Genomic DNA, 12251 nt, shown 5'->3' on the forward strand with positions numbered 1-12251 from the left:
TACGCACGGCCGGCCGTGATTGGATACACCAGTGAATGCTGTAGTCCCCACCCCGCCCGATCCGTTCTTTACCGTCGGCACGCGACTCGAGGGCCGGCTGGGCCGGACCGGGACCATTCACACGCCGCACGGGGACATCGCGACACCCTCGTTCGTGGCCGTCGGCACCAAGGCCACGGTGAAGGCGGTGCTGCCCGAAAGCATGAAGGACCTCGGCGCGCAGTCCGTGCTCGCCAATGCCTATCACCTGTACCTGCAGCCGGGACCGGACATCGTCGACGAGGCCGGGGGGCTGGGCAAGTTCATGAACTGGGACGGCCCCACCTTCACCGACAGCGGTGGCTTCCAGGTGATGTCGCTGGGGGTGGGTTTCAAGAAAGTCCTCGCCATGGAGGCCGTCGGCGTGCGCTCCGACGACGTGATCGCGAAGGGCAAGGAACGTCTGGCCACCGTCGACGACGACGGCGTCACCTTCAAATCGCACCTGGACGGGTCGCGGCATCGGTTCACGCCCGAGGTGTCGATGCAGATCCAGCATCAGCTCGGCGCCGACATCATGTTCGCGTTCGACGAGCTCACCACCCTGCTGAACACCCGCGGATACCAGGAGAGGTCCGTGGAGCGCACCCAGGCGTGGGCGGTGCGGTGCATCGCCGAACACGAGAAGCTCACGGCCGAGCGGGCGCACCGTCCCTATCAGGCCCTCTTCGGTGTGGTTCAGGGCGCTCAGTACGAGGATCTACGCAGGCTGGCCTGCCGCGGACTCGAGTCGATTCGCGGGGAAAGCGGACGCGGATTCGACGGGTACGGCATCGGCGGCGCTTTGGAGAAGCAGAACCTCGGCACCATCGTCCGCTGGTGCAACGAGGAACTGCCCGAGCACAAACCCCGGCACATGCTCGGCATCAGCGAACCCGACGACTTCTTCGTGGCCATCGAGAACGGCGCCGACACCTTCGACTGCGTCAACCCGTCACGCGTGGCACGCAATGCGGCGATCTATCACCCGGACGGCCGCTTCAATATCAACACCAGCAAGAACCGTCGCGACTTCACGCCGATCGACGAGAACTGCGACTGCTACACCTGCGCCAACTACACGCGGGCGTACCTCCATCACCTGTTCAAGGCCAAGGAGATGCTGGCGTCGACCCTCTGCACCATCCACAACGAACGGTTCACCGTGCGGCTGGTCGACCAGATCCGGGGAAGCATCGAGGGCGGCTACTTCGACGAGTTCAAGGCCGACACCCTGGGCCGCTTCTACGCCGCGAGGACGTAGGTCGGTTCACGCTTCTTCACGTAGGCGATGACCCGATAGGTGATGGGCATGACCAGCACCTCCACCAAGGTCTTCCACAGGAAACCGACGATCACGTAGTTGACGAAGTCGGTCCACGTCGTGATGCCGATGGCGCCGGCTGCGATGGAGCAGAAGATCAGCGTGTCGGCGAATTCCCCGACGACGGTGGAGCCGATCAGCCGCGCCCACAGGTGCTTTTCCTTGGTGCGCTCCTTGATGAGGACCAGCGTCGCCGAGTTCAGCATCTGGCCCACCAGGTAACCGGCCAGTCCGGCGAGCAACAGTCGGGGATAGACACCGACGACGGCGCTGAGGGCGTCCTGGTTTTCGTAGAAATCGGCGGCGGGGAGCTCGATGAGGAGCCAGAAGCAGAACGCGGCGAGAATCAGGGCGCCGAATCCCAGATAGATGGCCCGACGCGTCGACTTGAACCCGTATACCTCGCTGAGGACGTCGCCGACGATGTAGGCGAGCGGGAAGAGGAAGAAGCCGCCGTCGGTGATGACGGGCAGGATCTGCAGCGGCCCGAGGGTCAGCGACGAATCACTGAAGAATGCGACCCCCTTGGTCGCGCAGATATTCGAGATCAGCAGCGTCGCGGTGAACAATGCGACGAAGGTGGGGTAGTACCCGCGACTGACGTGCGCGAACGTCGCATGGTCGGCTTGCTCTACGTGCTGATCTGAGGCTGTCACGCCGCAATCCAAGCACTTGCGGGTGGAGTGGCGCGAATCAGGATCGGGTGAACGTACCTTTTGTCCGATCTGAAGCGACGAAAGGTACGTTCACCCGCAGGCGCGACACCAGTGGCAGCGGTCAGCCCTGAATGACGCGAGTACCGCCGGCGAGCTCATCGTGCTTGCCCTGTTTCGTGGGGCTGCTGTTGATCGTCACACCGATGACGATGGCCGCGACCGCGCCGAGGAGTCCGAACACGAGCCCGATCAGCGGCAGACCGCCGAGCGCCGAAAGGACGTAGAAGCTGTTCCGGATCAGCGACTGCTGCTGTGTGGGCAGTCCACCGTTCGGTCCTACCACCCGAAGGCCGAAGAGCTGTTTTCCCGGGGTCTGCCCGCGCGTGGTCTCCAGCAGCACGAAGTACCCGACCACTGCGGCAGCGGTGAGAAGGGCACCGACGACGCTACCGAGAACCGAACCGAGTGCCAGCGAGATGATCGTCGTGACGATGGCGGTGGGAATGCCCACGATCAGGCCGTCGATTACGCGCGCACCCAGGCGTGGAAGCAGCTCGCCCGGGCGGGACGTGTCGAACCCGAAATCGGGCTGGGCGAACGGTGCAGTACCAAAAGCCTGCCCCGAATCGAACTGCTGCTCACTGGATTGCTGCCCGTACCGGTGCTCCCCCTGCGGCTGGGCACCGAACGGTTGGTGCCCCTGGTTCGGATCGAATCCGCCAGTAGTCATATTTCCCCCTCGAATCTCGAGTCTGTGTGTCTCGGATGACGCCGAGCACATTACGCATGGGGAAGTGGGGTTCCTGTGACGGATAGTGAAACGGGTGAGCGCGCTTGCCGTCGTGTGGACGGGAAGCACGCTCACCCGCGGTGAGTTCAGGCCGTCAGGCCGAGACGTAACGACCGGTGAGCACGCGGTATGCGTACGTCGAGGCGATGATCGTGAGGGGAATCGTGACGAGCAGTCCGAGTCCGCACGGAATCGCGCCGAGAATGTTGATACCGACCAAGGCGAGAGCCAGCAGGAGAAGCGGTCCCACGTTCTGGGAAATGATTCCGAAGCTGGACTTGATACCAGTGACGGCGTCCTGATTCTGGTCGATCACGAACTGCAGCGTCCACCACGTGAGGAAGACGACGATCAGACCCGGAATGACGAGCAGGATGAAACCGATGGTGGACAGCACACCGACGATGAGGCTCGCGATGATGATCGCACCGATATTCGTGAACTGGAAAAACGATCCGAAGGCAGGCTTGTTGCCGTCCACCTCGTGGAGCGCTCCCCGCACGAGGGCGGCATTGATCAGGTAACCGACCACCGTGGTGACGAGCGTTCCGATGATTCGCCACACCGTGAAGGTGTCGGAGAGGTCGGAGGACGTGCTGAACCCGCCGAAGATCAGGTTCAAGACGACCTGGATGACCGCCGCGACCAGCATGATCCCGATCCAGATGAGCGCGTTGTCCTTGAACTTGTTCCAGCCGTAGCTGATCGCGTTGCCCACCGACAGCTGTCCCGGTGTCTGGCCGGGGGCGCCGTAACCCGTTACGGGCGGAGGCGGCGGATATCCACCCGGCGGCGGACCCTGCGGAGGCGGTGGGTAATTACCCTGCGGCGGGGGGTAATTTCCGCCCTGTTGGGGTGGATAATTTCCCCCCTGCTGCGGCGGTGGGTAATTCCCGCCCTGCTGCGGAGGCGGGTAATTTCCGGGAGGCGGCGGGTAGTTTCCGCCGGGGGGCGGCGGATATCCGCCGGGAGGTGGTCCCTGCTGCGGCGGTGGGTAATTCCCGGGGGGCGGCGGATATCCGCCGGGAGGTGGTGGGGGATTGCCCTGCGGAGGGTATCCGCCCTGATCACCGCCCTCTGGTTTGTCGTTCGGGTCGTATCCACCAGTCGTCATGTGTTCCCCTCAGCAAGAATTGAGTGCTTGCGTATGACAGTGCGAATAGACACTACGTGGACGAACCTTTACTTGCCCACCTTTGGACCGCTTCTTCTCGAGGCGATTTCATGCCTTACGCTGGTAAACGTGACTAATTCTGGGGGATCGGACAACTCGAATCCGGACGGCGGCCAATACCCGCCCGGCTACGGCGAGGTACCGGGTTTGCCGCGGGACGGATACGGGGTCGACGCCTCCGGCAACCCCACGTATTCGGCGCCGACCGAGAAGTATCCCGACTATCAGCAGCCGGGCGCCTACGGAACGTCGCCGGCGGCGGAGAGCCAGGGGCAGTACGGAAGCCCCAATCCCCCTGCCACGCCGAACCAGTACGGTGGCACCGATCAGTACGGCGGTTCGCCTCAGCCGTACGGGACACCCAACCCATACGCGGCACCGAACCAGTACGGCGGCCAGGCACAGTACGGCGGGCAGAATCAGTATGCCGCCCCGAACCAGTACGGTGCCCCGACTCCGGGGTACGGGCCCCCGAATGCGTATGGCGCGCCGTATGCGCAGCAGCCTGGAACCAACGGGCTGGCGATCGCCGCGCTGGTCGTCTCGATCGTTGGCGGCTGCGTCTACGGTCTCGGCGCCATCGTCGGCATCATTCTCGGGGTCGTCGCACTCGGTCAGATCAAGCGGTCCGGGGAACAGGGCCGGGGACTCGCGATCGCCGGTATCGCCCTCGGCGCGGCGTACATCCTCGGGTGGATTCTGTTCTTCCTCGTCATGGTGATTGCGGCGGCGGCGTCGGGAGTGTGATCACCCACGGCTCGCGCGGCAGCCGAGCCGGTTCGAAGCGGTCGAGCAGCCCGGCCAGGTCCACTTCCTCGTCGGGAGCGGTGAGCCGCAACGAGGTGGCCAGCATGGCGAGTACCTGACGGGGGGTGCGCCCCAAAGCCTTTTGGTCGCCGAGCGTGACGGCACCGGAGCGCTTGGCCAGTCTCCGGCCTTCCTGGTCGAGGGCCAGGGGGACGTGGGCGTACTGGGGCGCCGTCAGTCCGAGCAGTCCGGCCAGGTAGGCCTGACGGGGCGCCGACGACAGCAGATCGTCGCCGCGCACCACCTGGTCGACGCCCTGGGCCGCGTCGTCGACCACCACCGCGAGGTTGTACGCGGGTGTGCCGTCACCGCGCCGCAGCACGAGGTCGTCGACCATCCCGGAATAGCTGCCGTGCAGCAGATCGTCGATCGTGAACGACCCGACCTCGGTGCGCAGGCGCAGGGCGGGGGGACGGCCACCGGCCCGCCGCGCGTCGCGTTCTTCTCGCGTCAGGTTTCGGCAGATGCCGGGATACGCACCGTGCGGTGCGTGGGGTGCGGACGGGGCCTTCAGTATTTCCCTTCTCGTGCAGAAGCACTCGTAGGTGAGGCCGGCCGACTCGAGTCGGGTGACCGCGTCCCGGTAGTGCTCGAGCCGGTCCGACTGCACGACGAGGTCCTCGTCCCAGTCGAGGCCGAGTTCGCGGAGATCTGCCAGTTGCTGCTCGCGGGCGCCCGGGCGGACGCGGTCGAGGTCTTCGACGCGCATCAGGAAACGACGGCCGGTCGACCGCGCGAACAGCCACGCCAACAGGGCAGTGCGGAGGTTCCCGAGGTGCAGGTCTCCCGATGGGCTGGGCGCGAATCGGCCCGCACCGACGGCGGCGTTGTTCGGCTCCGCCTGGGAGGGCGGCGTTATCGGGTGCGGCGACTGGGACATCGGCGAGGCGGTGGGGTCAGCTGGCCAGTTCGATCGACGACGTCGTCGGGACGACCTCGGCGCCTTGCAGAACCATGGCAATCTGGTTGTCGAGGGCGTGCTCGAGGTACTCCGGCGGGTACAGGGCGGGGCTGCCGAGTGCGTGGAGCGCGAGGCCGTCGACGGCGGCGAGCAGCAACGCCGCGCGTGTTTCGGCCTCGTGGACGCCCATGCCGATCAACACCGCGGACAGCTTGGTACGGATGGTGAACAGGGTCGTGCGGCGAATCTCGGCGAGCGAGGCCGAGGTGGCCGCCCGGACGGCGAACCCGGCCATGACGTGGGCCTCGCGGGACCTGGCCTCGTCGAGCGGAAGTAGCTGCGACAAGGCCGAGAACAGGCCGCGGGCGGGGTCGCCGCCCTGATCCACGTCCGCCAGACGGGTGAGCAATTTGTCGACGAGAGTCCTCAGGGCGAAGGCGAACATCTCGTCCTTGGTGGAGAAGTGATGCTGCACGGCGCCGATGGACACGCCCGCCCGCTTGGCCACCTCCCGAACGCTGGCACCCTCGAGGCCTGCCTGGGCCGCGACATCGAACAGGGCTGCCGCGAGGTGCTCTGGACTGGTCGAGGAGTATCGGCGTTCGCGCATGGATAGAACATTACTTGCGTATTGAATCAATACACGTGTCAGGTGCCCCTGTGTCGCAAAGTGTCGCGTGTGACCAGTGGGTTCAGCGCTACTCATAGGCCGGAAACGTGGGCCGCACGGTCACGCGGCAGCACATTTTCCGGTTCGCCGGCAACGATGACAATGGTTAGTTTCTTCATGAGACTCATGCTACGGTCGGCGAGTTGCGTGAAACAACTCACATTGAGGTGGAGCAGACCCTGATGGATACGACGACAACACCGCTTTTGGTCCGGCGAGGACAGCACCGGATACACGCGGAAATCACGGACGGACCGGGAGCACCACTGGTGCTCATGCACGGCTTTCCCGACAGCATGCACCTCTACGACCGCCTCATGCCGCACCTTGCCGGTCGCCGGCGCGTGGTGCGATTCGACTTCCTCGGGTGGGGCGAATCGGACAAACCGTCCGGCTACCCGTACACCGCGACCAACCAGGTCGGCGACATCGACGCGGTGGTCAACAGCTTGCCGGACGAGCGAGTCGTGCTGGTCGCGCACGACGCGTCCGGTCCGCCGGCCATCGACTGGGCGCTGCGGAACCCTGAGCGGGTCGAGGAGCTCGTCCTGCTCAACACCTACTACGAGTGGACGATCGGCCTTCGTCGGCCACATGCCATCGTGCTGTACTCGACGCCCGGGCTCAACGCGATCGCCCGTCGGCTGTCGGCGATGCGACCCGACCTCGAGCGGCGCCTCTTCCACTACCAGGTGGGCTCATTCATCCGCGACGGCGACGCACGCGCCGAACTCGTCCCGCAGCTGTTCGAGCAGTTTCGCGCGTCACGTCCGGCGTTCTGGCGGCACACCTCCGGCATGCTCGGCCAGGTGGTTTCCCGGCGGTTCAAGGCCCGCCAGCTGCAGCATTTCCACCGTCCTGTGCGGATCATTTTCGGCGTCAGCGACCCGTTCCTCAATCCGCGGTTGGCGAAGCGATTCGCCGGGCAGTTCCCCGACAACAACCTGCATCTGATCGAAAACTCCGGGCATTACGTCCAGGTCGACGAGCCCGCGCTGGTCGCCGACCTCATGACGGGCGAGTATCGTCACGCAACCTTGTCGGCGTAGAATCGGCGGATGCTCAACCGCACGTACGACGGCCAGGTGTGCTCCATCGCTCGCACGCTCGAAGTTCTCGGCGAGCGATGGACACTGCTGATAGTGCGCGACGCGATGCTCGGCCTGCGCCGCTTCGACGAGTTCCAGCACAGCCTGGGCGTCGCCCGCAACGTGCTCACCGACCGGCTCAAGCGGTTGGTGGAGGCGGGTGTGCTGGAGCGCGTCGAGTATCAGCAGCGTCCGCCTCGCTTCGAGTACCGGCTCACCGCGGTCGGCCTCGAACTCTGCACGCCGGTGGTCGGACTCATGCATTGGGGCGACCGGCACCGGTCGGGGCCGGACGGCCTACCGCGGCTGACCCGGCACCGTGAGTGCGGTGGTCAGCTGCACGCCGAGCTGGTGTGCGAGCAGTGCGGCGAGACTGTTTCCGGCACCGAGCTGGAACTGCCGCCGGGGCCCGGACTACGAACAGACCCCCTCTCTGCCGGTTAGCTCGCGCGCAAGGGGGTAGGAGAGGGACCCGGATAATCGATGTGCGCCTCGAGCCAGACGTGCACGTCAGGTGGCCGGAATGACGGCGCGGGGCATGTCGGCCCGCAACTCCACATCGGTGACGAAATCACCGTCACCGGGCTCGTAGCGTCTTTGCGGGTCGAAATCTTCCACGCGGAAACTGTTCAACGCGGGGGAGTGCGTGGTCACCGCGAGGGTGCCGCCGTCGAAGTCGAATTGGAGCAGCCGCTGGAAGCCGGTCTCCCGGCGGTTGTCGACCCGGAAGTTCTGGTAGTCGGCGAGCAATTCCACCACGGTGCGGTCGGTGTCCCCGACCTTTCTGTCGGTGACCGTCGTCTGCCCGTCGACATGCCCGGCGAGGACGAGGAACACCGTGTCGAACGGCACGACGAGCCGGTTCCAGATCTGCTGTCCGGCGCTTCCGCCGATGTCGCCGAAGCCGCTCATCCGCAGGGAGCCGTCTTCGTCGAGGTAGTAGTGGCTGCCGATCATCACATTGCGATCCGGATGCGCGGCGAGAACGTCCTCCGCCCACTGCAGTACCCGCTCGGGCGGGTTGTAGCCGATGTACAGCATCAAGAACTTCGCACCTGCGAGGTCGAGCAGGTCGTAATGAGCCGAGTTGTCGGTGTCCGTCACCGACCCGCCCCAATACGGCCTGTCCCGGTATCGCCACGGGCCGAAGAACTCGTTGTAGAGGGCGTGGTTCTTCTCATGCTCGCCCGGGATCAGGCGGCCGCCGACATTCCACAGATTGTCGTGATTGCCGGGCAGGACGCCGTGCGGGATGCCGGCGTCTTCCAAAGTCGACATCGCCTTGTCCGCCACTTCGAATTCGGGGCGGGCGCGAGTGTCAGGCGCCCCCGGCCGAATCCAGCTCTGGACCAGGTCACCGGTGTGCATCGAGTACGCGATTTTCCGGTCCGCGGCATTGTCGACCGTCCAGCGGGTCATGCTGTCGAACACCGCGGGATTGTCCCGGGACACGTACTGGGTGTCGGTGATGTGCTGAATTGCGAAGTCGTAGGACGCCGGATCTGCGAATTGCTGGTCGGCCTCGGAGTTGGCATCGCGGAAGGAATGGTCGCGGCGAGGACTGTCGATGACGAGGATCTGTGCCGAATCGGCACCCTCGATGCGGGTGCTCAGCCTTACCGGACCGCCCGGAACGTCGGGTCGCGCGGTGGCCACCGGCTCACCCCAGCTGTCCGCCTGCTCATCCCAGACATGCAGTGCCACGTCGTCGAGGTTGATCGAACGGCCTTCCCAGACCACCTCGTTGGCAAGAGTGCCCGGCGCGAACGTGACCTCGTATCGCATGTACGGGTACTCGTCGAAGCGGTGGGTGGTGGCCGATGTGCGGTCCGATTCGTCGCCGGGCACACGACCGGACGGCGTGAGATCGTCGGTGATGCCGGCGAACATGACCGCGGAGTGCAGTGGAGTCGAACTCAGCAGCCCGCGCGACGCCAGGCCCTGGGCGCCGCGCGGTTCCGGTTCTGCGCCGGCAACCCCGTCGCCGCTGAGCACACCGGCAACCAGCGACACGGCCATCAACGTGGCTAACCTGCCCGGCACACCCATGACCTGAGGTTACAAGTGTGGCCGGGACGGCGCCGATCGTCAGGCCTTGCGACCGAGGAAGCCCAGAAGTCGGGTCTGCTCGTCCGCGTCCGCAGGCACTTCGACGGCCGGCCCGCACACGCCTGCCATGCGAATGTTGTCGCCGAGTTGCTCGGCGACGGTGCGTACCCACGCGAGGTCATCGGCGGGGATCGTCTCGTCGAGGCCGGTGGCCCGCGCGAGGTCCCATCCGTGGACCACCAGGTCGAAGCAGTAGAAGCTGCCGACCGTGTCGGCGAGGGTGGTGCGGCCGAAGTGTCCTTCGTATTCGCGGCTTCCGCGCTCGGGGTCGTCGAGGATTTCCTGCATGCCGTCGCGGGTGGCCGCCCACGCGGCGGCCGGATCCTCGTCGACGGAAGGGCCGGCGGGCAGCTCGAGGTCGACCACGGTGACGATGTACCGCTGGGTGTCGATTACGTGGCGCAGGAGGTCGCGGGCGGTCCAGCCCTCGCACGGCGACACATTGTTCCAGCGGTCGGCGGGCACGGATTCGACGCGAGCGGTGAACTTCTCGGCCAGATCTCGGTAATGGGCGGCGGGGGTGTCCGTTGTCGAAGTCATGCTGCCGATTCTTCCCCTCCGAAGCGGTCGAGGGCTTGAACATTTCCGACATCGACGACGGAGGCGCTGCCGTGCCAGCCGGGTGCCTCGCTCGCAAGCAGGTCGGAGGGGGTCAGTGAGGAGATCCGGCGGCACTCGCGGGACAGATGCGCCTGATCGCTGTAACCCGAGGTGGCGGCGAGTTCGGCCAGGCTCCTTCGCTTTCCGGACTGGGCCAGCGCCATGAACCGCTGAAGCCGCAGGATTCCGCGCAGGGTCGCCGGGCCGTATCCGAACGCGTCGTTGCACCGCCGCTGTAGTTGCCGTTCGGTGACTGACGTGGCGTCGGCGAGCGCGCCCACGTTCCAGGAGTGACGAGCCAGCGCCCGGCGCACGTGGCCGATCAGCGGATCCGCTTCGCGTCGGCTGCCGCGCAAGGATCGCACGGCGTTCTCGAACAACGTGATTCGCTCGTCGCTTCCCGCCGCGTTGTCCAGCCGGTCGGTGAGTGTTCGTTCCCAGCTCGGGCCGAGGACGTCGCCCAGCCCGACGCGGATGTTGCGTACCTCGGACGCCGGGGTTCGAAACAGTGGCGAAGCAGCGCCCGGCCGGAAACGCACGCCCACCGATTCGGTGCCCGGCGGCAGGGTGAACGACCAGGCCGATGTTTCGGGACCGCAGAGCCGGATGCCGATCCCGCGAATCCACAGAATGTCCATGCAACCGTCCGGCACCAGCAGGTGCTCGCCCTCGGTGCGCGCCGACCAACCGCACACCAGGGTGTCGGTGAGATCGGACGACGGTGAGGTCGGCGTGTACCAGCCCATGACAGGGAGCGTAGTCACGCGCACCGACATCTGCCGCTGTCGCGGCATCACGCGAAACTGCCCGCACCGGCGGACAACTCGAGGTGAACTGTAGGCACGGGTCCGTCGAGGTTCCCCGGAGGCCCGCCATACCGCCGTCACAGAGAACGAGGACTCCATGAGACGAACATGGGCGCTGGCCGCAATCGCCGCCGTCAGCCTGGCTTTCTCGAGTTGCGCGTACGACAGCACCGACTCCGGCGATACGGGCGGAAACGCACCCGTGTCGCCGACTCCGACGTCGCCACCTGCGTCCCCCGGTGAACCCGTTCTGAAGATGGGCCCGACGACCATCGGTGAAGTGGTCGTCGATACCGGCGGGATGACGGTGTACGTGTACGACAACGACGAGGTCGGGTCCGGTGCGAGTTCGTGCCGTGGCCCCTGCCTCGAATCGTGGCCGCCGGTCACCAGCGTCACCGAGAATCCTGTCGTCCAGGGTTTGCAGGAGGTCGTCGTCGACACCATCCCGGCGGCGGACGGTACCCACCAGCTGACCGTCAACGGGCGGCCGGTGTACCGCTACAAGGACGACAACGAGCCCGGGGACGCGTTCGGACAAGCCGTGGGCAGTGTCTGGTGGACCCTCGACTCCTCGGGTAACCCCGTCACGACGACCGCCGGCGGCGAGTAGCGCGGTCCACCGTCCGGTGGACGAGGACGGTCAGCGCAGTGGCCGGCACCGCCGCGAACCACAGGGCGTCCAATCCGACCCAGCGGTGGGCGAGGGTGCCCGTCACCGCGCCCACCACCAGCCCGATCCACAGCGCGAAGTGACGTAGCCACGCCCAGCGGGAGCCGCCGAACATGACGGCCGCGAGTCGGTGGCCCATCTTCACGAGGGCACCGGTCATGTACGTGAGTCCGACGGTCACCTCGCCGTCGCGCTGGAAGAAGGAGTTCTCGGCCCCCATCGCGAGCAGCATGGCGCCGACCGCCACCGTGCTCGCATCGAGGCTCGCGGCGACAGACCCTGCGAGGAGCAGGCCCGACACCGCCGCGAGCACGGTGCTCTTCACCGGCAGGTTCCGCCGGTCGGCGAGGTGGACGATTGTTGCACCCAGCACGGTCCCCAGGACGAACACGCCGATGACGGCTGCGGCCGTCAGCGCATGCGCCCAGGTTCCTTCGGCGAATCCGACGCTGAAGCGGGTGAGATTGCCGCTCATAAACGCGACGAAGAACCCACCGAGGGTGATGAACCCGAGAGCGTCGACGTATCCGGCCAGGACGGACAGAACGACGGCGAGGGTGAGCATCCGCCTGCTGTCGTCGATCGGCACAGCACTATCCAACACCGTGCAGAAACACTGTGGCTGAGAAACACCG

The 12251-nt window shown here is 66.0% G+C and carries 14 protein-coding genes; 5 read left to right on the forward strand and 9 right to left on the reverse strand.

Going from position 1 to position 12251, the window contains the following annotated elements; genetic code table 11:
* Positions 1 to 31 precede the first annotated feature (31 nt).
* Positions 32 to 1282 (forward strand): tRNA guanosine(34) transglycosylase Tgt, encoded by a 1251-nt coding sequence (gene tgt / locus ACH49N_RS09375; RefSeq protein WP_358271593.1) that lies wholly within the window; start codon positions 32 to 34, stop codon positions 1280 to 1282.
* On the opposite strand, the gene ACH49N_RS09380 is transcribed toward tgt, so the two are convergent.
* The 3 genes from ACH49N_RS09380 to ACH49N_RS09390 all read right to left on the reverse strand — a co-directional run bounded on the left by ACH49N_RS09380 (position 1264) and on the right by ACH49N_RS09390 (position 3902).
* A complete protein-coding gene (locus tag ACH49N_RS09380; RefSeq protein ID WP_159918892.1) occupies positions 1264 to 1998 on the reverse strand; it encodes a queuosine precursor transporter in 735 nt (244 codons plus the stop codon). The two genes, tgt and ACH49N_RS09380, sit on opposite strands and share 19 nt — an antisense overlap.
* Positions 1999 to 2119: 121 nt before the next feature.
* Positions 2120 to 2728 (reverse strand): RDD family protein, encoded by a 609-nt coding sequence (locus ACH49N_RS09385; protein WP_358271591.1) that lies wholly within the window; start codon positions 2726 to 2728, stop codon positions 2120 to 2122.
* Positions 2729 to 2882: 154 nt separating this feature from the next.
* Entirely contained in the window at positions 2883 to 3902 is a 1020-nt protein-coding gene (locus ACH49N_RS09390; RefSeq protein ID WP_358271590.1) for a hypothetical protein, read from the reverse strand.
* A 207-nt stretch (positions 3903 to 4109) separates the two neighbouring features.
* On the opposite strand from ACH49N_RS09390, the gene ACH49N_RS09395 reads away from it, so the two are divergent.
* Positions 4110 to 4709, forward strand: coding sequence for a DUF4190 domain-containing protein (locus tag ACH49N_RS09395; protein WP_358272049.1), 600 nt, complete (start codon positions 4110 to 4112; stop codon positions 4707 to 4709).
* Here ACH49N_RS09395 and gluQRS read toward each other — a convergent pair.
* Both gluQRS and ACH49N_RS09405 read right to left on the reverse strand, forming a co-directional pair.
* Complete coding sequence (gene gluQRS / locus ACH49N_RS09400; RefSeq protein ID WP_397504491.1) at positions 4675 to 5649, reverse strand: tRNA glutamyl-Q(34) synthetase GluQRS; 975 nt, start codon at positions 5647 to 5649, stop codon at positions 4675 to 4677. The two genes, ACH49N_RS09395 and gluQRS, sit on opposite strands and share 35 nt — an antisense overlap.
* Positions 5650 to 5665: 16 nt before the next feature.
* The gene (locus tag ACH49N_RS09405) at positions 5666 to 6280 is read right to left on the reverse strand and encodes a TetR family transcriptional regulator (protein ID WP_358271588.1); all 615 of its coding nucleotides are present in this window, start codon (positions 6278 to 6280) and stop codon (positions 5666 to 5668) included.
* 242 nt (positions 6281 to 6522) lie between these two features.
* Between ACH49N_RS09405 and ACH49N_RS09410 the strand changes: the two genes are divergently transcribed.
* Positions 6523 to 7389 carry an alpha/beta hydrolase gene (locus ACH49N_RS09410; RefSeq protein ID WP_358271586.1) on the forward strand — a complete coding sequence of 289 codons (867 nt, stop codon included), beginning with the start codon at positions 6523 to 6525 and terminating at the stop codon, positions 7387 to 7389.
* Positions 7390 to 7398: 9 nt separating this feature from the next.
* On the forward strand, positions 7399 to 7872 hold the full coding sequence (locus ACH49N_RS09415; RefSeq protein ID WP_250765380.1) for a helix-turn-helix domain-containing protein: 474 nt from the start codon (positions 7399 to 7401) through the stop codon (positions 7870 to 7872).
* Between the two features lie 66 nt (positions 7873 to 7938).
* On the opposite strand, the gene ACH49N_RS09420 is transcribed toward ACH49N_RS09415, so the two are convergent.
* Genes ACH49N_RS09420 through ACH49N_RS09430 form a run of 3 tightly spaced genes read right to left on the reverse strand, consistent with a single transcriptional unit; the run spans position 7939 to position 10883 of the window.
* Positions 7939 to 9477, reverse strand: coding sequence for a metallophosphatase (locus ACH49N_RS09420; RefSeq protein ID WP_358271584.1), 1539 nt, complete (start codon positions 9475 to 9477; stop codon positions 7939 to 7941).
* A 39-nt stretch (positions 9478 to 9516) separates the two neighbouring features.
* Positions 9517 to 10077 carry a TIGR03086 family metal-binding protein gene (locus ACH49N_RS09425; protein WP_159918897.1) on the reverse strand — a complete coding sequence of 187 codons (561 nt, stop codon included), beginning with the start codon at positions 10075 to 10077 and terminating at the stop codon, positions 9517 to 9519.
* Entirely contained in the window at positions 10074 to 10883 is an 810-nt protein-coding gene (locus ACH49N_RS09430; protein WP_358271583.1) for a helix-turn-helix domain-containing protein, read from the reverse strand. The genes ACH49N_RS09425 and ACH49N_RS09430 overlap by 4 nt, the downstream gene beginning before the upstream one ends.
* Positions 10884 to 11040: 157 nt before the next feature.
* On the opposite strand from ACH49N_RS09430, the gene ACH49N_RS09435 reads away from it, so the two are divergent.
* The gene (locus ACH49N_RS09435) at positions 11041 to 11556 is read left to right on the forward strand and encodes a hypothetical protein (RefSeq protein WP_159918899.1); all 516 of its coding nucleotides are present in this window, start codon (positions 11041 to 11043) and stop codon (positions 11554 to 11556) included.
* Here ACH49N_RS09435 and ACH49N_RS09440 read toward each other — a convergent pair.
* Positions 11531 to 12181, reverse strand: a complete 651-nt coding sequence (locus ACH49N_RS09440) for a YoaK family protein (RefSeq protein ID WP_358272046.1) — start codon at positions 12179 to 12181, stop codon at positions 11531 to 11533. The two genes, ACH49N_RS09435 and ACH49N_RS09440, sit on opposite strands and share 26 nt — an antisense overlap.
* Positions 12182 to 12251: the final 70 nt, after the last annotated feature.

The sequence above is a fragment of the Rhodococcus sp. NPDC019647 genome (assembly GCF_044389235.1).
In the GTDB taxonomy this organism is placed as follows: domain Bacteria; phylum Actinomycetota; class Actinomycetes; order Mycobacteriales; family Mycobacteriaceae; genus Rhodococcus_F; species Rhodococcus_F oxybenzonivorans.

Excerpts from the sequence above, each read along its gene's own strand:
- ACH49N_RS09385 (WP_358271591.1), bottom strand. The coding sequence starts at position 2,728 with ATGACTACTGGCGGATTCGATCCGAACCAGGGGCACCAACCGTTCGGT.
- ACH49N_RS09390 (WP_358271590.1), bottom strand. The coding sequence starts at position 3,902 with ATGACGACTGGTGGATACGACCCGAACGACAAACCAGAGGGCGGTGAT.
- gluQRS (WP_397504491.1), bottom strand. The coding sequence starts at position 5,649 with ATGTCCCAGTCGCCGCACCCGATAACGCCGCCCTCCCAGGCGGAGCCG.
- ACH49N_RS09405 (WP_358271588.1), bottom strand. The coding sequence starts at position 6,280 with ATGCGCGAACGCCGATACTCCTCGACCAGTCCAGAGCACCTCGCGGCA.
- ACH49N_RS09410 (WP_358271586.1), top strand. The coding sequence starts at position 6,523 with ATGGATACGACGACAACACCGCTTTTGGTCCGGCGAGGACAGCACCGG.
- ACH49N_RS09415 (WP_250765380.1), top strand. The coding sequence starts at position 7,399 with ATGCTCAACCGCACGTACGACGGCCAGGTGTGCTCCATCGCTCGCACG.
- ACH49N_RS09420 (WP_358271584.1), bottom strand. The coding sequence starts at position 9,477 with ATGGGTGTGCCGGGCAGGTTAGCCACGTTGATGGCCGTGTCGCTGGTT.
- ACH49N_RS09425 (WP_159918897.1), bottom strand. The coding sequence starts at position 10,077 with ATGACTTCGACAACGGACACCCCCGCCGCCCATTACCGAGATCTGGCC.
- ACH49N_RS09430 (WP_358271583.1), bottom strand. The coding sequence starts at position 10,883 with ATGGGCTGGTACACGCCGACCTCACCGTCGTCCGATCTCACCGACACC.
- ACH49N_RS09435 (WP_159918899.1), top strand. The coding sequence starts at position 11,041 with ATGAGACGAACATGGGCGCTGGCCGCAATCGCCGCCGTCAGCCTGGCT.
- ACH49N_RS09440 (WP_358272046.1), bottom strand. The coding sequence starts at position 12,181 with ATGCTCACCCTCGCCGTCGTTCTGTCCGTCCTGGCCGGATACGTCGAC.